Genomic DNA, 18,572 nt, shown 5'->3' on the forward strand with positions numbered 1-18,572 from the left:
ATTTACAGCCCCAGGATCTCTTTGACGAACGGGATGGTCAGTTTGCGCTGGGCGGTGATCGACGCGCGATCGAGCTGATCCAGCGTCATGAACAGCGTACGCATCTCGCGATCCAGCCGCTTCAGCAGGAAACGCCCCACGTCCTCCGGCAGCTCGAAGCCGCGCAGCTTGCCGCGCAGCTGCAGCGCCAGCAGCTTCTCTTCGTCCGACAGCGGCTGCAGCTTGTAAATCTGCCCCCAGTCCAGACGCGACGCCAGATCCGGCAGATGCAGATTCAGCTGGCGCGGCGGGCGATCGCCGGTAATGAACAGCCGCGTGCGGCCGGTTTCCAGAATGCGGTTGTAGAGATTGAAGATCGCCATTTCCCACTCTTCGTCGCCGGCGATGCACTCGATATTGTCGATGCACACCAGCGCCAGCTGCTCCATGCCGTCCAGCACTTCGGGCACGAAATAGGCGCGCTTGTCCAGCGGCACGTAGCCCACCGCTTCTCCCCGCTGCGAAAGTTCGGCGCAGGCCGCATGCAGCAGATGGCTGCGCCCGCCGCCCTCGCGCGACCAAAAATAGATATAGCTGCCATGTTCCTGACGGACGGCAGACTGGATCGCGGCTAACAGGGATGGGTTCTCGCCCGGATAAAAACTGGCGAAAGTCTCATCATCGGGAAGATAAAGTGGCAGTGAAAGCTGTGCCGGCGTATTCAGAAAAGCACCTCAACCAAAACTGGCAGGAAAACGCGCTCAGTTTAACACAGAAAACCGGCGCTGTTGAACCGGCAGGATTTTATGCCGCAATAATGAACGATGGCTAAAGGTTGCCGGCCGCCAAGCGATGAAATAAGCAGCGGACATCGACCGCTAACCCTCTGCCATAGCGGGCGAAATTTGTAATTTAACGCAAACCTGTCCTAGTATAGGGGGGCGAAACGCAATCACCATCAACAAGGTTTCTTCAAGGACATAGACGATGAAAGTATGGAATAAAGTGCTTTTGGCCTCAATTATTGGGTTGTTGGTTGCCGGCTGTGATGACTCGTCCAAGGTTGACGCCAACCTGGATAAAGCCAAAGACAGCGCAGAGCAGATGAAAGACGCCGCTCAGAAAAAAGCGGACGATCTGACGGACAAAGCGAAAGCGACGGCCGAAGAAATCAAGAAAGAAGCCGCCACGCAGGCGGATCAGCTGAAAGACAAGGCGTCCGCCATCAAGGACGACGCCGCCAAGCAGGCCGACGCCATCACCAACGACGCCAAGGCCAAGGCCGCCGCCCTCAGGGATGACGCCGGCAAGCAGAGCCAGCAGTTGGTCGACCAGGCCAAGAGCATCAAAAATGATGCCATCAGCGGCGCCAACGATCTGACCGAACGGGCCAAGGCGAAAACCGAAGCCATCAAAAACAGCGCTGAAAACCAAGCGGAAGCGTTGAAGAATGACGTCGACGGCGCGAACGGCAACGACGCGCAGCCGGCCACCCAGCAGTAATCAACACTCAGTAGCAACAGCAATAGAGAGGAGCAGTAAATGGGAATTATTTCCTGGATTATTTTCGGCCTGATCGCCGGTATTTTGGCTAAATGGATTATGCCGGGCAAAGACGGCGGCGGCTTTATTCTGACCATCGTATTGGGGATCGTGGGCGCCGTGGTCGGCGGCTATATCAGCACCTTCTTCGGCTACGGCAAAGTTGACGGTTTCAACTTCGGCAGCTTCGTGGTCGCGGTTATCGGCGCCATCGTGGTGCTGTTCGTATACCGCAAAATCCGCAGCTGATACCTGCGCATTCCGCATTAAAAAGGGCAGCCATCGGCTGCCCTTTTGTTTACTTCGGCTCCGCCGACTCGTCCGGCGCGTCGATCACCTCCTCTTCCTTGCGATAGAGGCTGATGACCTTGAACAACAGGCTGAGGCCGATGCCGACGATAGTCGCCAGCGCCATGCCCTTCAGCTCCGCCGCGCCGATATGCACCTTGGCGCCGCTCACGCCGATGATCAGGATCACCGAGGTCAGGATCAGGTTTTGCGCCTTGTTGTAATCCACCTTGGATTCGATCAGCACGCGGATGCCCGAAGCGCCGATCACCCCGTACAGCAACAGCGACACGCCGCCCATCACCGGCACCGGCACCGCCTGGATCGCCGCCGCCAGCTTGCCGACGCAGGACAGCAGGATAGCCAGGATCGCCGCGCCGCCGATTACCCAGGTGCTGTAGACCTTGGTGATCGCCATTACGCCGATGTTTTCGCCGTAGGTGGTGTTGGGGGTCGAACCAAAGAAGCCGGAAATCACCGTCGAGATGCCGTTGGCGAACATCGAGCGATGCAGGCCCGGATCGCGGATCAGGTCTTTTTTGACGATGTTGGCGGTCACCACCAGGTGGCCGACGTGTTCGGCGATCACCACCAGCGCCGCCGGCAGGATGGTGAAGATGGCGAACCACTCGAAGCGCGGGGTGTAGAAGGTCGGCAGCGCGAACCAGTGCGCTTCACGAATCGGGGTCAAATCCACCACGCCCATAAAGAACGACAGCGCGTAGCCCACCAGCACGCCGATCAGAATGGGAATGATCGCCAGGAAACCGCGGAACAGCACCGAGCCCAATACCGTCACCCCCAGCGTCACCAGCGAAATGGTGATGGTGGTGGGGTCTGCGCTGGCGCCGTCCGCCGGCAACAGGCCCGCCATATTGGCCGCCACGCCCGCCAGCTCCAGGCCGATAACGGCGACTATCGCCCCCATCGCCGCCGGCGGGAACATCACGTCCAGCCAGCCGGTGCCGGCCTTCTTCACAATCAGCGCCACCAGGCAGAACAGCACGCCGCACATGATGAAACCGCCCAGCGCCACCTCATAGCCCAGCGGCAACAGCAGCAGCACCGGCGAAATGAACGCGAAGCTGGAGCCGAGGTAAGCCGGGATCTTGCCCTTGCAGATAAACAGGTACAGCAGCGTGCCGACGCCGTTGAACAACAGCACCGTCGCCGGGTTGATCTTGAACAGGATCGGCACCAGCACCGTGGCGCCGAACATGGCGAACAGGTGCTGGAAGCTGAGCGGTATGGTCTGGAGCAGCGGCGGCCGCTCGCTGACGCCAATGGCGCGACGGGTCATGTGTGCTTTCCTTTAATCGTTATTGGTGATGCAAGCTTAGTTATCTATGCTCAATGGATTTCAAGTTACGGCCAGGTAGCTTGAAAGACGAAGCGCATAAAAAAGCCGACTGATTAAAGTCGGCTAATGGGTTACTTGGTACCAAATATCTTGTCGCCCGCATCACCCAGGCCCGGCACGATGTAACCTTTTTCGTTGAGGCACTGATCGATAGAGGCGGTGTACAGCTCCACGTCCGGGTGCGCCTTCTCCAGCGCGGCGATGCCTTCCGGCGCCGCCACCAGCACCAGCACCTTGATGCTGTTGCAGCCGGCTTTCTTCAGCAGATCGATAGTGGCGATCATCGAGCCGCCGGTGGCCAGCATCGGGTCGACGACCAACGCCAGGCGCTCTTCGATGTTGGACACCAGCTTTTGGAAGTACGGCACCGGTTCCAGGGTCTCTTCGTCGCGGTAAACGCCGACCACGCTGATGCGCGCGCTCGGCACGTGCTCCAGCACCCCTTCCATCATGCCCAGGCCGGCGCGCAGGATCGGCACGACGGTAATTTTTTTCCCTTTGATCTGGTCGATTTCAACCGGCCCGCACCAGCCTTCGATGGTGACTTTCTCCGTCTCCAGATCGGCGGTCGCTTCATAGGTCAGCAAACTACCCACTTCTGAGGCCAGCTCACGGAAGCGTTTGGTGCTGATGTCATTTTCGCGCATCAGGCCAAGCTTGTGTTTTACCAGCGGGTGTTTCACCTCAACGATCTTCATCATTTTTCTCCTATTAAGGCGGTTGACGGCCAAAAAAATCGCGGGATTATACCTCCTTTTTTTGGTCGCGCCACCCACAATAGCCCGATCGGGATCAACAAAAGTTTGAATATCAGTATAGATGACGAAAAAGCGGAGCTGCCTCACAAGCCGCTCGCAAACGTTTGCCTGCGCTGTTAGAATTGCCGCGCCTTTTTCCGGAATCAACATCGGAAGCACAGTTTTCAAACCGCAAACCGTCGTGGGGATCGCGCAGTGACCGACAAAACCTCTCTCAGCTATAAAGACGCAGGTGTCGATATCGATGCTGGCAACGCATTGGTAGATCGCATCAAAGGTGTAGTTAAACAGACCCGCCGCCCGGAAGTGATGGGTGGTCTGGGCGGTTTTGGCGCCCTGTGTGCGTTGCCGCAGAAATACCGCGAGCCGGTGCTGGTTTCCGGTACCGACGGCGTAGGCACCAAGCTGCGTCTGGCGATGGACCTGAAACGTCACGACACCATTGGCATCGATCTGGTCGCGATGTGCGTGAACGATCTGGTGGTGCAGGGCGCTGAGCCGCTGTTCTTCCTCGATTACTACGCCACCGGCAAGCTGGACGTGGACACCGCCGCCAGCGTCATCACCGGCATCGCCGAAGGCTGCAAGCAGTCCGGCTGCGCGCTGGTGGGCGGCGAAACCGCCGAAATGCCGGGCATGTACCACGGCGAAGACTACGACGTGGCCGGCTTTTGCGTCGGCGTGGTCGAGAAATCGGAAATCATCGACGGCAGCAAGGTGCAGTCCGGCGACGCGCTGATCGCCCTCGGCGCCTCCGGCCCGCACTCCAACGGCTATTCGCTGGTGCGCAAAATCCTCGAGGTCAGCAACACCGACCCGACCGCCACCGATCTGGCAGGCAAACCGCTGGCGGACCACCTGCTGGCGCCCACCAAGATTTACGTGAAATCGGTGCTGGAACTGATCGAGAAAGTTGACGTGCACGCCATCGCCCACCTGACCGGCGGCGGCTTCTGGGAGAACATCCCGCGCGTGCTGCCGGAAGGCATGCAGGCGGTGATCGACGAGTCAAGCTGGCAGTGGCCGGCGGTGTTCAACTGGCTGCAGCAGGCCGGCAACGTCAGCCGCCATGAAATGTACCGCACCTTCAACTGCGGCGTGGGCATGGTTATCGCCCTGCCGGAAAGCGAAGTGGAGGCGGCCATCGCGCTGCTGAGCGCGGCAGGTGAAAAAGCCTGGAAGATCGGTAAACTGACCGCTTCTTCTGACGAACAGCAAGTGGTCATCAACTGATGAAAAAGATCGTGGTGTTGGTCTCCGGCCAGGGGAGCAATCTCCAGGCGCTGATTGACGCCTGCCAGCAGGGCCGGATCGCCGCCGAGATCGCGGCGGTATTCAGCAACAAGGCGCAGGCTTACGGCCTGCAGCGCGCCGCGGCGGCAGGCATTGCCGCCCACGCGCTGGATCCCAAAGCCTATGAAGATCGCGCGGCGTTCGACGCGGCGCTGGCGGACGCCATCGACCAATACCAGCCCAGCCTGGTGGTGTTGGCCGGCTACATGCGCATCCTCAGCCCGCAGTTCGTGCAGCGTTATGCCGGGCGCATGCTGAACATCCACCCTTCCCTGCTGCCGAAATACCCCGGGTTGCATACCCATCGGCAGGCCATAGACAACGGCGACGGCGAACACGGTACCTCGGTGCACTTCGTTACCGAACAGCTCGACGGCGGCCCGGTGATCCTGCAGGCCAAGGTGCCTATCTTCCCCGGCGACGAGGAAGATGAGGTGATCGAACGGGTGCAGGCCCAGGAGCACACTCTCTACCCGCTGGTGGTGAACTGGTTCGTCGAAGGCCGCCTAATGATGCGTGAAGGCGCCGCCTGGCTGGACGGCGAACGCCTGCCGGCGCCGGGCCACGCCGCCGACTGACGGCGCAACCTGAACCCCCGCTAAACGGCGCCCCTCACGGCGCCGTTTTTTTTCGCCGCAATGCCGGCCCTGAGGTTATACTTTGCGCAATTTCACGACATAGAGGAACACACATGTCCAGCACTGCCAGCGTCAGATTGCGCCCACTGGAACGGGACGATCTGGCGTTCGTCCATCAAATGGACAACAACGCCAGCGTCATGCGCTATTGGTTTGAAGAACCCTACGAAGCCTTTGTCGAGCTTTCCGATCTCTACGACAAGCACATTCACGATCAAAGCGAGCGGCGCTTTATCATCGAGCACGAAGGCGCCAAGGTCGGGCTGGTGGAACTGGTGGAGATCGACCACATCCACCGCCGCGCGGAATTCCAGATCATCATCGATCCTGCCCACCAGGGCAAAGGCTACGCCAGCACCGCCGCCCGCCTGGCGATGGACTACGGCTTCTCGGTGCTGAACCTGTACAAGCTGTACCTGATCGTCGACAAGGAAAACCCCAAGGCGATCCACATCTACAGCAAGCTGGGCTTCAACGTGGAAGGCGAACTGATCGACGAGTTCTTCGTCAACGGCGAATACCGCACCGTGCTGCGCATGTGCATCTTCCAGCCGCAGTATCTGGCGAAGTTCAAAACGCAGACCGGCGATAAACCGCTGGTTAAATGACAGTGAACATGAAAAAGAAAAACCCGCGCAAGCGGGTTTTTTATTGGCGAATAACTCGCTAGTATCCAAGGGGACATTTTCGCCAGAAAACGGCTTACCGAGAAACGAAAACATAATATTTAACCGAGATAATTAATCAAAAAAATTAATGGTGATAATAAGACTTCACCGCTGCATTCCCCTACCAAGGACAAATTAAATGACTACAGCCTCAAACCTGCTTCTTTTTATCGGCCTGGCGATGTTCGCCATAGCCGCCGCTCTGAATATCTATAGCGGCTACACGACCGCTGCACCCAATAGCGCGTCGCTGTTTTCCACACTCTGGTGGGCACGCTGGTTCCCGCTCTATGCCTCGGGAGCCACATTGCTGTTGGTGGGTTTGGTGTTGCGGCTGAGCGGTAAAGCTCGTTAAGGGCCATCTGCCTGATATGGCCCTTATGGGTTATTTATCTTTCTTGCCCAACATGCGCATCAGCCATCCACGCTGCGGCTTTCTGGCGGGCGGCAAGTCGACGATGGGCTCCAGCGCCATATCGGCTGCGCTTTCCTGAGCCGCCGCGTCACGTTGGTGCCGACAACGCGCCTGATAGTCCGCTTCGTTTTGGCACAGATGGGGCCGCCATTTCTGCCAGAAAGCCTTGACGCGACGCAGGGACTCCCATTCATTAACCGACCAGGCCACGACGAAAATCGCCATCATCAGGTAGGCAAAAAAGAAGAATAAAAACCAAAACTTATTGCTGGCGGTCGCTTCGCTTTCCCCCAACGGAGGCACGGTGATATAGAAACCGCAGGCGATAGCCAGCGCGCTGACGATCAGGAACAGCATCAGCGAAACGCGCTGGCGCCGCAGCCGATTGGCATCCAGCGTGAACACGCCGTACTGGGTCAGGGTAAGCGAAACGCGGCGCAGGAAGCAGTTAAGATCCCGGTCACCCAATGCCGTGGAAGCGCGCCCCAGATAATCAACCAGCTGGTGCGCCACCCATACCGGCAGGCGAATGCCAATGCTTTCATACTGCGCCCTGGTTTGCAGCAGCGTCATATCGTTCTGCGGCCGGTCGCGCAGCGCCTGAATACGCGCCAACGCCGACAGGCGTTTCGCATCGCTGACGCGATCGAACCGGCAATTTCGCCGGGAATCATATCCCTTTAACCAACGTAAAAACCACCATGCCGCCGCAGAGATCAGCATAGGCAATAACAGGAGGGATAACTCTTTAATATAATTTTCATCAATATTCATGCTTATATCTTCCTTATATAAATAGGCATCCATTCATCGACCACAAAAATAAACAACATAATAGGAATCAATAATTGAGGTGATTAATAACAAGAAAACAAATATAAATAAATGCCGCACCAAAAGCTGAACTATTGGCGAGCGCTACCTATATAGCATTAATAACGCGGAGGCTGTAAGCAATATAATCGTTCTTTCACCTCCGAGGGCCCGTTATGCCGGCCGGATTTTTATCGCCGCTGCGCGGCGAAAACCCTCGGGTCTTCGCCGCCTCCTTCAACCGTAGCGCCCGGTAATATAATCCTCGGTGCGGCGCTGGCGCGGCGAAGTGAAAATGGCGTCGGTATCGTTGTACTCCACCAGCCGGCCCTGGTGAATAAAGGCGGTGTAATCGGAAACGCGCGCCGCCTGCTGCATGTTGTGCGTCACCAGCACCACGCTGTAGCGCTGCTTCAGCGCCGAGATCAGCTCTTCGATGGTCAGGGTGGAGATCGGATCCAGCGCCGAGGTCGGCTCGTCGAGCAGCAGCACCTCCGGCTCGATGGCGATAGCCCGGGCGATCACCAGCCGCTGCTGCTGGCCGCTGGAAAGCCGGAAGGCGTTTTCGCGCAGCCGGTCCTTCACTTCGTGCCACAGCGCGGCGGCGCGCAGCGATCGTTCCACCGCCTCGTCCAGCAGGCGCCGATCGCGCACGCCCTGCAGGCGCAGGCCGTACACCACGTTTTCATAGATTGACTTCGGGAAGGGGTTCGGCCGCTGGAACACCATGCCCACCCGCCGCCGCAGCGCCGCAACGTCGATTTGCGTGCCGGAGATCGGCGCGCCGTCGAGCTGCAAATCCCCCTCGATGCGGCAGTTGTCCACCAGATCGTTCATGCGGTTGAAGCAGCGCAGCAGCGTCGATTTTCCGCAGCCCGAAGGGCCGATCAAGGCCGTCACCCGGTGCTTCGGGATGCGCAGCGAAACGTCGTGCAGCACCTGTTTTTCACCATAGAACAGGTTCAGGCCATTGACCGCCAGCGCGGTCTGTTCATCATCCAAATGCTGGACATCCAGCCGGGGCAAACTGCCTGGCGTCATCAAACCCATTACGCACTCCCCAAGAATAGCGTCATCGTTACTGCGACCATGCCCTGTACTTCTCCCTCAACGAATGGCGGATGCCCATCGCCGCCAGATTCAAGCCCACCACGATCGTCACCAGCAGAAAGGCGGTGGCGAACACCAGCGGCCGCGCCGCCTCCACGCTGGGGCTCTGGAACGCCATATCGTAGATCTGGAAGCTGAGGTGCATAAACTTCCGCTCCAGATGCAGATACGGGAAAATATCATCCACCGGCAGCACCGGCACCGACTTCACCACGCCCACCAGCATCAGCGGCGCGGTTTCGCCGGCGGCGCGCGCCACCGCCAGGATCAAACCGGTCATCATCGCCGGCGCCGCCATCGGCAACACGATGCGCCACAGCGTTTCGGCGCGGCTGGCGCCCAGCGCCATCGAGCCCTGACGCAGCGCGGCGGGAATGCGCGACAGCCCTTCCTCGGTGGCGACGATCACCACCGGCAGCGTCAGCAGCGCCAGCGTCAGCGCCGCCCACAGCACCCCGGGGGTGCCGAAGGTCGGGTTGGGCAAGGATTCAGGATAGAACAGCTGGTCGAGCGTGCCGCCAATCATATAAACAAAAAAGCCGAGGCCAAACACGCCGTAGACAATCGACGGCACGCCGGCCAGGTTGACCACCGCGATGCGGATCAGCCGGGTCAACAGGTTGTTGCCGGCATATTCGTGCAGATACACGGCGGCGATCACGCCGAACGGCATCACCACGATCGACATCAGGATCACCATCAGCACGGTGCCGAAGATCGCCGGGAACACCCCGCCTTCGGTATTGGCCTCGCGCGGGCTGTCGCTGAGGAATTTCTTCACCTGACTGCCCCAGTGAACCAGCTTCTGCGTGGCGCTCATGGCGTTCGGGTACCAGGCGTCGCGCACCTGGCTGAGCGGAATGGTCAGCGTCTGGCCGTGCATATCGCGCAGCAGCAGCGCATCGCGTTGGCGATCGCGATTCAGCCCGCTCAGGCGATCGGCCAGCGCGCGGTACTGGCGCCGCAGCTCCAGCCTTTCGGCCTTGATCGACGCCTGAGCGCGGGCATCCAGCTTATCGTCCTGCCGCAGGCGCTTTTCACGCAGCCGCAGCGTATCGAACCGCTGATTGATGCGCGCCATGTCGCGGAACTGGATATCGTGCGCCTGGCGCGACAGCGCGGCGATCTGCGGCAGACGCTGCTGCAGCGCCTGGCCGAGATTGCGGCCGGTCAGCGGCTGCCCGTCCTCCAGCAGGCCCGCCAGATAACCATAGGCGGTGCCGTTGCTGTTGCGTTCCAGCACCAGCAGGTCGCGCGGCGCGCTCTGGCGGCGAATGTCGCTGGCCAGCAGCGTGCGGAAATCCTGCCCCTCACGCTCGCGGTTGCCCACCTTGATCAGATAGCGCACCAGGTTCTGCGCCCCATCCGGCGGCGTTACGCCGGACTCGGCCAACTGCCGGCGCGAGATGTCCTGCTGCTGATACAGCTCGCCGATCACCGTCACCGGCCCGGCGGCGCTCTGGTTCAGCTCAAACTGATACACCGGGCTGGGCCAAAAATAGCGCATCCCCTGCCCGGCCAGCAGCAGCATGATGCCGATCAGCGCCAGCAGGCTGACGGCGACCGATCCGGCGGTCAGCCATACCCACGGCGAACCGCTTCTCACCCAGGCTCTCACGGCGCCTCCTGATTGGGGGTATAGCGTTTGCGCAGCCGCAGGCGCACCGCCTCCGCCAGCGTGTTGAACACAAAGGTGAAGATAAACAGCACCAGCGCGGTGAGGAACAGCACGCGGTAATGGCTGCTGCCGGAGACCGCCTCCGGCATCTCGATCGCAATATTGGCCGCCAGCGCGCGCAGCCCCTGGAACAGGCTGCCGTCGATGATCGGCGTATTGCCGGTGGCCATCAGCACTATCATGGTTTCCCCCACCGCGCGGCCAAAGCCGATCATCAGCGCGGAGAAAATGCCGGCGCTGGCCGAAGGCAGCACCACCCACACCACGGTTTGCCACTGGGTCGCCCCCAACGCCAGCGATCCCTGGCTCAGGGTGGCGGGCACGCTGAACAGCGCGTCCTCCGCCAGCGAGAAGATGATCGGCACCAGCGCGAAGCCCATCGCCACCCCCACCACCAGCGCGTTGCGCTGATCGTAGTCGTCCCCCAGCCAGAAATGCAGCGGCTCGCCGAACAGCGCCACTTCCAGCCACGGCCCGATGCCGAACGCCAGCCAGACGGTCAGCGCCAGCAACGGCAGCAGGATCACCAGATCGCCGCCCGGCCGGCGGCGCGGCGCCAGGCGGTTGGCCGCTCCGCCGCACAGCAGCACCGCCGCGGCCAGCAGCAATGGCAGCGCCAGCACCGCCAGCAAATAGTGTTCGATCACCGGCGCCAGCCAAATGCCGGCCACCAGGCCGATCACCACCGTCGGCAGCGCGCCCATCACTTCGATGGCGGGTTTGATCACCCGGCGCAGCGCCGGCGTCATAAAGTAGGCGGTGTACATTGCGCCGGCCAGCGCCAGCGGAATGGCGAACAGCATCGCATAGCCCGCCGCCTTGAAAGTGCCGAAAATCACCGGCATCAGGCTGAACTTGGGCTGGTAGCTGTCTTCGCCGGAGGTGGACTGCCAGACATAGGCCGGCTGCGGGTAGTTCTCGTACCACACCTTGCCCCACAGCGAACGCCAGGTGACATCCGGATACGGGTTATCGAGGGCGTAGCGTTGCCAGCCCTGGGCGGTTTCCAGCAGCAGCCCGTCGCCGCGCGGCGCAAACGCCATCTGCGTCGCCTCGCCGCCGAGCCGCGCATTCAGCAGCGGCTGGGATTGAATGCTGGAAAACAGCGAAAAACCGCCGTCGGGCCGCAGGGTGGCGAACACCCGCCGGTACGGCTCGGCCACCAGCAGCTCCTGCGCCATCGCCGGGTGATTGAAATGCTGCACCGGGATCAGTTGCCAACGCCGGTCCTTTTCCACATCGAACCATTCGCGCACCTTGCCGTCGGCGCCGGCGATCAGCAACGCGCTGCCGCCGGGCAACGCCGTCATTCGATAGGGCGGGTGTTCGCCGAGCACCCGCGTTTCGCGCAGCGCCAGCTGTGCGCCGCTGATCTGATAGCGCGCCAGCCGGTTACCCGCCAACAGGTACAGCTGGCGGCCGTCCGGCGTCAGCACCAGCTGCTGCGCGCCGCCTTCCAGCGCAAACGCGCTCAGCTGCGGCGCCCGATCGGGGCTAAAGCGGCCGAAGACCAGGCGGTTGTCTTGCGTCACGCCGGCCAGCAAATACTGGCCGCGCTGCGCCTGCGCCAACGACAGCAACTTCAGCGCTCGCCCCTGTTTGTCCAGCGGCAGCGGCCGCTGGCCGAGCGGGAACGCCCACCGCGGCAGCGCGGTTTCCGCCGCGGCGAAATCCGCCTGCGCCACCACAACCCGGCCGTCGGCCTGCGCCAGCGCAAACAGGTCGCGTTCGCCGGCCGCCTGGCTGAGCAGCGTCGGTTTGGCCAGCAGCCCCTGCCGAGCCAAGGGTTCGGCGGTTTTGCCCTGCGGCGGCGCGAGGCGATAGAACTGGCCGTCGCCCCGGGCATCGATGCGATAACCGATGCGCTGCTGCACGTCCATGCCCAGCGCCAGCGCCGGCGCAGCGGCCTGGATCGGCAGCGGCTGCGCCTGGCCCATCGACGCCGGTTTGAACAGCGGCAGCACCGCAAACAGCAGATACACGAAGATCAGCATCAGCGTCATCAGCACCAGCAGCCCGCTGACGGTCACCGCCGCCTGCACGCCACGGTCGATGCGCCCGCGCAAGCGATCCCGGGGATGTTGATTTACCGTAGTCTGTGCCATGTCTCTCGCTGTCGCTGATGGAACCGGGCTTGCGCCGTAAGATAACCGGGCATCTTATGTCAGTTTTGTGACGTTTGCATGACAAACTTGCCCGATTCGCCCTGAGCATTTTCCACTGCCCGGGGGCAATATGCCGCGAATATATTGCTGAAAAATGATGGCAATCCCACCCTCTCCCCCCATGACGAGCGCGACGGCCATCATTTTGTAGCGCTCCGGCGCGCCGCACCTTCCTCCCGCCGCCGAAAACTTTTCGGCGCGATAAAATGCCGCGCGCCAACGCAATGGATATGTTGGACTTTCCTGTCAATCTCTCGCAATAATGATGCAGGACAATAGAGCGGCATCCGGGCGCTGCGTCCCGGATCCTTTTCTAAAATTGAACTGGAGTGGCAATGGGTCAGGAAAAGCTCTACATCGAAAAAGAACTAAGCTGGTTATCCTTTAATGAACGCGTGTTGCAGGAAGCCGCAGATAAGAGCAATCCCCTGATTGAGCGCATGCGTTTTCTGGGCATTTACTCCAACAACCTCGACGAGTTCTATAAGGTCCGCTTCGCCGATCTCAAGCGGCGTATCCTGATCAGCGAAGAGCAAGGCTCCGCCGGCGCCTCGCGCCACCTGCTGAAAAAGATCCAGGCCAAGGTATTAAAAACCGATCAAGAATTCGACAGCCTGTATAACGATCTGCTGCTGGAAATGGCGCGCAATCAAATCTTCCTGATCAACGAACGCCAGGTGTCCGAAAACCAGCAAATTTGGCTGCGGCAATATTTCAAACAGCATCTGCGTCAGCACATCACGCCGATCCTGATCAATCACGACACCAATCTGGTGCAGTTCCTGAAAGACGATTACACCTATCTGGCGGTGGAAATTATCCGCGGCGCGCGCATCGACTACGCGCTGCTGGAAATCCCGTCCGACAAGGTACCGCGCTTCGTCAACCTGCCGCCGGAAGCGCCGCGCCGCCGCAAGCCGATGATCCTGCTGGACAACATTCTGCGCTACTGCCTGGACGACATCTTCAAGGGCTTCTTCGACTACGACGCGCTCAACGCCTATTCGATGAAAATGACCCGCGATGCGGAATACGATCTGGTGACCGAGATGGAGTCCAGCCTGCTGGAACTGATGTCCTCCAGCCTGAAGCAGCGTCTCACCGCCGAGCCGGTGCGCTTCGTTTATCAGCGCGACATGCCGAACGAGATGGTGGAGCTGCTGCGCGGCAAGCTCGGCATCTCCAACTACGATTCGGTGATCGCCGGTGGCCGCTACCATAATTTCAAAGACTTCATCGGCTTCCCGAACGTCGGCAAGGCCAACCTGGTCAACAAGCCGCTGCCGCGGCTGCGCCATATCTGGTTCGACCGCTTCCGCAACGGCTTCGACGCCATCCGCGAACAGGACGTGCTGCTGTATTACCCGTACCACACCTTCGAGCACGTGCTGGAACTGCTGCGCCAGGCGTCGTTCGATCCGAGCGTGCTGGCGATCAAAATCAATATCTACCGCGTGGCGAAAGACTCGCGCATCATCGAATCGATGATCCACGCGGCGCACAACGGCAAAAAGGTCACGGTGGTGGTCGAGCTGCAGGCGCGCTTCGACGAAGAGGCCAACATCCACTGGGCCAAGCGCCTGACCGAAGCCGGGGTGCACGTCATTTTCTCGGCGCCGGGGCTGAAAATTCACGCCAAGCTGTTCCTGATCTCGCGCCGTGAAGGCGACCAAATTGTGCGCTATGCTCATATCGGCACCGGCAACTTCAACGAAAAGACCGCGCGCATTTACACCGACTATTCGTTGCTGACCGCCGACGCGCGCATTACCAACGAAGTGCGCCGGGTGTTCAACTTTATCGAGAACCCGTATCGCCCGGTCACCTTCGACAACCTGATGGTGTCGCCGCAGAACTCGCGGCTGAAGCTGTACGAGCTGATCGACAACGAAATCGCCAACGCCCAGGCCGGGGAACAGGCCGGCATTATGCTGAAAATCAACAATCTGGTGGATAAAGGGCTGGTAGATCGGTTATATACCGCATCGGGCGCCGGCGTAAAAATACGCCTGCTGGTGCGTGGCATGTGTTCTTTGATTCCCAACCTGCCGGGGATCAGTGACAATATCCAGGTGATCAGCATCGTCGACCGCTATCTGGAACACGATCGGGTGTACGTTTTCGACAACAAAGGTGACAAACGGGTGTATCTGTCCTCCGCGGACTGGATGACCCGCAACATAGATTACCGCATCGAAGTGGCGGTATCGCTGCTGGATCCGACGCTGAAACAGCGCGTTCTGGACATTCTGGAGATCCTGTTCAGCGATACGGTCAAAGCCCGCTATCTAGATAAAGAACTGAGCAACCAGTACGTGCCGCGCGGCAACCGCCGCAAGGTGCGCTCACAGGTGGCTATTTACGAGTATTTAAAAGCTCTGGAACAACCGGGACAGTAGGCCAGCAACTATGCCGCTAAAAAGCACCGCAACGAACAAACCGCAGGAATTCGCTGCCATCGACCTCGGGTCGAACAGCTTCCACATGGTGATAGCCCGCGTCGTCAACGGCGCCTTACAGGTGTTGGGCCGTTTAAAACAGCGGGTGCACCTCGCCGATGGATTGGACAGCAACAATGTGCTCAGTGAAGAGGCAATAGAACGCGGCCTGGCCTGTCTGGCGCTGTTCGCCGAACGGCTGCAGGGCTTCCCTGCCGATAACGTCACCATCGTCGGCACCCATACCCTGCGCCAGGCGGTGAATGCCGAGGTGTTCCTCAAGCGCGCCGCCAAGGTCATCCCCTACCCGATCGAAATCATCGCCGGCCAGGAAGAGGCGCGTTTGATCTTCATGGGCGTGGAGCACACCCAGCCGGAGAAAGGCCGCAAGCTGGTGATCGACATCGGCGGCGGCTCCACCGAGCTGGTGATCGGCGAAGATTTCGAACCGCTGCTGGCGGAAAGCCGCCGCATGGGCTGCGTCAGCTTCGCCCAGATGTTCTTCCCGGGCGGGGAAATCAGCAAGAACAACTTCCGCCGCGCGCGCCTTGCCGCGGCGCAGAAGCTGGAAACCCTGGCCTGGCAGTACCGCATTCAGGGTTGGCAGTACGCGCTCGGCGCCTCGGGCACCATCAAGGCCGCGCACGAAGTGCTGGTGGCGATGGGCGAAAAAGACGGCCTGATCACGCTGGATCGGCTGGAAATGCTCGCCGATCAGGTGCTGCAGTTCAAAAACTTCAACGCATTGAGCCTGCCGGGGCTGTCGGAAGACCGCCAGTCGGTGTTCGTGCCGGGGCTGGCCATCCTGTGCGGGGTATTCGACGCGCTGGCGATCCGCGATCTGCGCCTGTCCGACGGCGCGCTGCGCGAGGGCGTGCTGTATGAAATGGAAGGCCGCTTCCGCCATCAGGACATCCGCAGCCGCACCGCCAAAAGCCTGGCCGATCACTACAATATCGACCGCGAACAGGCCAAGCGGGTGCTGGAAACCACCGAACTGCTGTATTCACAATGGATGGCGCAGAATACCAAGCTGGTGCATCCGCAGCTGGAAGCCTTGCTGAAGTGGGCCGCCATGCTGCACGAGGTGGGGCTGAGCATCAACCACAGCGGCATGCACCGCCATTCGGCCTACATCCTGCAGAACTCCAACCTGCCGGGCTTCAACCAGGAACAGCAGCTGCTGCTGGCGGCGTTGGTGCGCTTCCACCGCAAGGGCATCAAGCTGGAAGAGCTGCCGCGCCTGAACCTGTTCAAGAAAAAGCATTACCTGCCGCTGATCCAGCTGCTGCGGCTGAGCACCCTGCTCAACAACCAGCGCCAGTCGACCACCACGCCCGAGACGCTGCGCCTGAGCACCGACGACAATCACTGGACGCTGCGTTTCCCGAACGGTTATCTGACGCAAAACAACCTGGTGCAGCTGGACTTCGAACGCGAGCAGGCCTACTGGAACGACGTCGTCGGCTGGAAGCTGATGATCGAGGAAGAAGGCTCGCAGGACGCACAGCGCTCAGCCTGATCCCCCGCCCCCTGCCAGCCGGGGGTTTTTCTTTCAGCCCTCGTCCCGTCAACCTAAACGAAACCCTAATACGCCGCGCCGCGTGCCGGAAATAAATAGACAATTTTTGTCATCGCCCCCTAAAATTCCGGTTACAATTTCCCCCATCAGCCAACACAGGAAACCGCATGCCGGGTGATATATGCGTAAAAAGACCACCGGACAAATGACGAAGATCGTGTTGTTTATCAGCTTTATCATTTTGGTTGGCCGCCTGCTGTACGCCGCCGTGGTGGCGGTGCCCCATCATCAGGAAAAGAAGCTCGCCCCGTATCAAAACGCCACCGAAGTCAGTGGAGAAAAGCCGGACAGCTCGCCCTGAAGCGCCCAACGCGCCCGCCCGTTTCATAAAAATGACTCCTGCGCTCGCTATGCTCTATCTTTGAGAGAGCCCCAGTAAGGAACCCGAGTGCCCGTTAAGGAATACCATGTCTGCCGCTACGCATAACGTCAAAAAAGTCGCTGAACATCGCCAGCGCATTCTTTCGCTGCTGTTAAACAACAAGGATCTGGTCGACGGCATTCTCGGCCGCCCGGGGGATGAAAACGCGCTCGGCAAGAGCGAACTGCTGAACCAGACGGCGGAAATCACCGGCCTGCTGGACGACATGCACGCCGCCGACCTGGCGGACCTGCTGGAAGCCTTGCCGCAGGACGAACGCCTGGCGCTGTGGCGGCTGGTCGGCAACGCCAAGCGCGGCCAGACGCTGGTGGAAGTGGCCGAACCGGTGTGGGACAGCCTGATCGAAGAGATGAGCGACAAAGACCTGCTCAAGGCGATCAAAACGCTGGACGTCGACGAGCAGGCCTACCTGGCGCAATACCTGCCGCGCAACCTGATGGGCCGCCTGTTGACCTCGCTGGAGCCGGAACAGCGCGCCCAGGTGCGCGAGATGATCCACTACGGCAAGGACACCGTCGGCTGGATGATGGATTTCGAACTGGTGACGGTGCGCCCGGATGTCACCCTCGGCGCGGTGCACCGCTTCCTGCGCATGCGCAAAACCATTCCGGACGCCACCGACAAACTGTTCGTCACCGATCGCAAGAATACCCTGCTGGGCGAACTGCCGCTCACCGCGGTGCTGCTGAACGACCCGGAGACGCCGGTGCGGGAGGTCATGGACAGCGACCCCGCCCGTTTCCTGCCCGAAGAAAAGGCCGACGAAGCGGCCGGCGCCTTCGAACGTTATGACCTGATCAGCGCGCCGGTGGTCGATGCCAAAGGCAAGCTGATGGGCCGCCTGACCATTGAAGAGATCGTGGATGCGGTCAACGAGGAAAGCGACAGCAACCTGCGCCGCATGGGCGGCCTGAGCCCGGAAGAAGACGTGTTCGCGCCGGTCAGCAAGGCGGTGAAAACCCGTTGGGCCTGGCTGGCCATCAACCTGTGCACCGCGTTTATCGCCTCGCGGGTCATCGGCCTGTTCGAGCACACCATTTCGCAGCTGGTGGCGCTGGCGGCCTTGATGCCGATCGTCGCCGGCATCGGCGGCAATACCGGCAACCAGACCATCACCATGATCGTCCGCGCGCTGGCGCTGCACCAGATCGAGGTCGGCAACATCTCGCGCCTGCTGCTCAGAGAGCTGGGGGTCGCCATCATCAACGGCGTGGTCTGGGGCGGCATCATGGGCGTGGTCACCTGGCTGCTGTATGGCGATCTGGCGATGGGCGGCGTGATGACGCTGGCGATGATCCTCAACCTGCTGGTGGCGGCGCTGATGGGCGTGGTGATCCCGATGACCATGCTCAAGCTGGGCCGCGATCCGGCGGTGGGCTCCAGCGTGCTGATCACCGCGCTGACCGACACCGGCGGCTTCTTTATCTTCCTCGGCCTCGCCACGGTATTTCTGCTTTAACCGC

18 protein-coding genes are annotated in these 18,572 nt (G+C 60.5%); 11 read left to right on the top strand and 7 right to left on the bottom strand.

Features of this window, described 5'->3' with window-relative positions; translation table 11 throughout:
• Positions 1 to 2: 2 nt before the first annotated feature.
• Positions 3 to 704, bottom strand: a complete 702-nt coding sequence (gene hda, locus D7I37_RS00580) for a DnaA inactivator Hda (RefSeq protein ID WP_061796634.1) — start codon at positions 702 to 704, stop codon at positions 3 to 5.
• On the opposite strand from hda, the gene D7I37_RS26925 reads away from it, so the two are divergent.
• From D7I37_RS26925 to D7I37_RS00590, 3 genes are all read left to right on the top strand, one after another.
• Entirely contained in the window at positions 620 to 811 is a 192-nt protein-coding gene (locus D7I37_RS26925) for a hypothetical protein (protein WP_165283074.1), read from the top strand. The two genes, hda and D7I37_RS26925, sit on opposite strands and share 85 nt — an antisense overlap.
• 155 nt (positions 812 to 966) lie before the next feature.
• On the top strand, positions 967 to 1,482 hold the full coding sequence (locus tag D7I37_RS00585; protein ID WP_061796633.1) for a hypothetical protein: 516 nt from the start codon (positions 967 to 969) through the stop codon (positions 1,480 to 1,482).
• Between the two features lie 39 nt (positions 1,483 to 1,521).
• Positions 1,522 to 1,770: a GlsB/YeaQ/YmgE family stress response membrane protein gene (locus tag D7I37_RS00590; protein ID WP_004951888.1), complete on the top strand. Its 249-nt coding sequence runs from the start codon at positions 1,522 to 1,524 to the stop codon at positions 1,768 to 1,770.
• Positions 1,771 to 1,819: 49 nt separating this feature from the next.
• Here the strand turns inward: D7I37_RS00590 and uraA are convergent, their stop codons facing one another.
• Positions 1,820 to 3,109: a uracil permease gene (gene uraA, locus D7I37_RS00595; RefSeq protein WP_061796632.1), complete on the bottom strand. Its 1,290-nt coding sequence runs from the start codon at positions 3,107 to 3,109 to the stop codon at positions 1,820 to 1,822.
• 131 nt (positions 3,110 to 3,240) lie between these two features.
• A complete protein-coding gene (gene upp / locus D7I37_RS00600; RefSeq protein WP_006316899.1) occupies positions 3,241 to 3,867 on the bottom strand; it encodes a uracil phosphoribosyltransferase in 627 nt (208 codons plus the stop codon).
• A gap of 255 nt (positions 3,868 to 4,122) precedes the next feature.
• Here upp and purM point away from each other — a divergent pair, with 255 nt between their 5' ends.
• The 4 genes from purM to D7I37_RS00620 all read left to right on the top strand — a co-directional run bounded on the left by purM (position 4,123) and on the right by D7I37_RS00620 (position 6,881).
• Positions 4,123 to 5,160: a phosphoribosylformylglycinamidine cyclo-ligase gene (purM, locus tag D7I37_RS00605; RefSeq protein ID WP_061796631.1), complete on the top strand. Its 1,038-nt coding sequence runs from the start codon at positions 4,123 to 4,125 to the stop codon at positions 5,158 to 5,160.
• On the top strand, positions 5,160 to 5,798 hold the full coding sequence (gene purN / locus D7I37_RS00610) for a phosphoribosylglycinamide formyltransferase (RefSeq protein WP_061796630.1): 639 nt from the start codon (positions 5,160 to 5,162) through the stop codon (positions 5,796 to 5,798). The genes purM and purN overlap by 1 nt, the downstream gene beginning before the upstream one ends.
• Before the next feature lie 113 nt (positions 5,799 to 5,911).
• Positions 5,912 to 6,466, top strand: coding sequence for a spermidine N1-acetyltransferase (gene speG, locus D7I37_RS00615; protein WP_129543146.1), 555 nt, complete (start codon positions 5,912 to 5,914; stop codon positions 6,464 to 6,466).
• Between the two features lie 199 nt (positions 6,467 to 6,665).
• Complete coding sequence (locus tag D7I37_RS00620) at positions 6,666 to 6,881, top strand: hypothetical protein (protein ID WP_095098697.1); 216 nt, start codon at positions 6,666 to 6,668, stop codon at positions 6,879 to 6,881.
• A 30-nt stretch (positions 6,882 to 6,911) separates the two neighbouring features.
• On the opposite strand, the gene D7I37_RS00625 is transcribed toward D7I37_RS00620, so the two are convergent.
• The 4 genes from D7I37_RS00625 to D7I37_RS00640 all read right to left on the bottom strand — a co-directional run bounded on the left by D7I37_RS00625 (position 6,912) and on the right by D7I37_RS00640 (position 12,647).
• Complete coding sequence (locus tag D7I37_RS00625) at positions 6,912 to 7,715, bottom strand: hypothetical protein (RefSeq protein WP_129543147.1); 804 nt, start codon at positions 7,713 to 7,715, stop codon at positions 6,912 to 6,914.
• Positions 7,716 to 7,991: 276 nt separating this feature from the next.
• Entirely contained in the window at positions 7,992 to 8,804 is an 813-nt protein-coding gene (gene pstB / locus D7I37_RS00630; RefSeq protein WP_061796624.1) for a phosphate ABC transporter ATP-binding protein PstB, read from the bottom strand.
• 28 nt (positions 8,805 to 8,832) lie between these two features.
• On the bottom strand, positions 8,833 to 10,482 hold the full coding sequence (pstA, locus tag D7I37_RS00635; RefSeq protein ID WP_061796622.1) for a phosphate ABC transporter permease PstA: 1,650 nt from the start codon (positions 10,480 to 10,482) through the stop codon (positions 8,833 to 8,835).
• Complete coding sequence (locus D7I37_RS00640; RefSeq protein ID WP_129543148.1) at positions 10,479 to 12,647, bottom strand: ABC transporter permease subunit; 2,169 nt, start codon at positions 12,645 to 12,647, stop codon at positions 10,479 to 10,481. Before D7I37_RS00640 ends, pstA begins: the two co-directional genes overlap by 4 nt.
• A 395-nt stretch (positions 12,648 to 13,042) precedes the next feature.
• On the opposite strand from D7I37_RS00640, the gene ppk1 reads away from it, so the two are divergent.
• From ppk1 to mgtE, 4 genes are all read left to right on the top strand, one after another.
• Positions 13,043 to 15,106, top strand: a complete 2,064-nt coding sequence (gene ppk1 / locus D7I37_RS00645; protein WP_061796618.1) for a polyphosphate kinase 1 — start codon at positions 13,043 to 13,045, stop codon at positions 15,104 to 15,106.
• A gap of 10 nt (positions 15,107 to 15,116) precedes the next feature.
• Complete coding sequence (gene ppx, locus D7I37_RS00650) at positions 15,117 to 16,667, top strand: exopolyphosphatase (RefSeq protein WP_061796616.1); 1,551 nt, start codon at positions 15,117 to 15,119, stop codon at positions 16,665 to 16,667.
• Between the two features lie 181 nt (positions 16,668 to 16,848).
• A complete protein-coding gene (locus tag D7I37_RS00655) occupies positions 16,849 to 17,028 on the top strand; it encodes a YfgG family protein (RefSeq protein WP_061796615.1) in 180 nt (59 codons plus the stop codon).
• 106 nt (positions 17,029 to 17,134) lie between these two features.
• Positions 17,135 to 18,568 carry a magnesium transporter gene (gene mgtE / locus D7I37_RS00660; protein ID WP_129543149.1) on the top strand — a complete coding sequence of 478 codons (1,434 nt, stop codon included), beginning with the start codon at positions 17,135 to 17,137 and terminating at the stop codon, positions 18,566 to 18,568.
• The last annotated feature ends 4 nt before the right edge of the window (positions 18,569 to 18,572 follow it).

Source organism: Serratia sp. 1D1416, assembly GCF_003641105.1.
Classification (GTDB): Bacteria; Pseudomonadota; Gammaproteobacteria; order Enterobacterales; family Enterobacteriaceae; genus Serratia; species Serratia ficaria.

What these genes read in the sequence shown, in the direction of transcription:
- speG (WP_129543146.1), top strand. Translation starts at nt 5,912, where the DNA reads ATGTCCAGCACTGCCAGCGTCAGATTGCGCCCACTGGAACGGGACGAT.
- D7I37_RS00655 (WP_061796615.1), top strand. Translation starts at nt 16,849, where the DNA reads ATGCGTAAAAAGACCACCGGACAAATGACGAAGATCGTGTTGTTTATC.
- D7I37_RS00590 (WP_004951888.1), top strand. Translation starts at nt 1,522, where the DNA reads ATGGGAATTATTTCCTGGATTATTTTCGGCCTGATCGCCGGTATTTTG.
- D7I37_RS00625 (WP_129543147.1), bottom strand. Translation starts at nt 7,715, where the DNA reads ATGAATATTGATGAAAATTATATTAAAGAGTTATCCCTCCTGTTATTG.
- purN (WP_061796630.1), top strand. Translation starts at nt 5,160, where the DNA reads ATGAAAAAGATCGTGGTGTTGGTCTCCGGCCAGGGGAGCAATCTCCAG.
- D7I37_RS26925 (WP_165283074.1), top strand. Translation starts at nt 620, where the DNA reads ATGGGTTCTCGCCCGGATAAAAACTGGCGAAAGTCTCATCATCGGGAA.
- mgtE (WP_129543149.1), top strand. Translation starts at nt 17,135, where the DNA reads ATGTCTGCCGCTACGCATAACGTCAAAAAAGTCGCTGAACATCGCCAG.
- ppx (WP_061796616.1), top strand. Translation starts at nt 15,117, where the DNA reads ATGCCGCTAAAAAGCACCGCAACGAACAAACCGCAGGAATTCGCTGCC.
- pstB (WP_061796624.1), bottom strand. Translation starts at nt 8,804, where the DNA reads ATGGGTTTGATGACGCCAGGCAGTTTGCCCCGGCTGGATGTCCAGCAT.
- D7I37_RS00620 (WP_095098697.1), top strand. Translation starts at nt 6,666, where the DNA reads ATGACTACAGCCTCAAACCTGCTTCTTTTTATCGGCCTGGCGATGTTC.
- D7I37_RS00585 (WP_061796633.1), top strand. Translation starts at nt 967, where the DNA reads ATGAAAGTATGGAATAAAGTGCTTTTGGCCTCAATTATTGGGTTGTTG.
- upp (WP_006316899.1), bottom strand. Translation starts at nt 3,867, where the DNA reads ATGAAGATCGTTGAGGTGAAACACCCGCTGGTAAAACACAAGCTTGGC.
- uraA (WP_061796632.1), bottom strand. Translation starts at nt 3,109, where the DNA reads ATGACCCGTCGCGCCATTGGCGTCAGCGAGCGGCCGCCGCTGCTCCAG.
- D7I37_RS00640 (WP_129543148.1), bottom strand. Translation starts at nt 12,647, where the DNA reads ATGGCACAGACTACGGTAAATCAACATCCCCGGGATCGCTTGCGCGGG.
- ppk1 (WP_061796618.1), top strand. Translation starts at nt 13,043, where the DNA reads ATGGGTCAGGAAAAGCTCTACATCGAAAAAGAACTAAGCTGGTTATCC.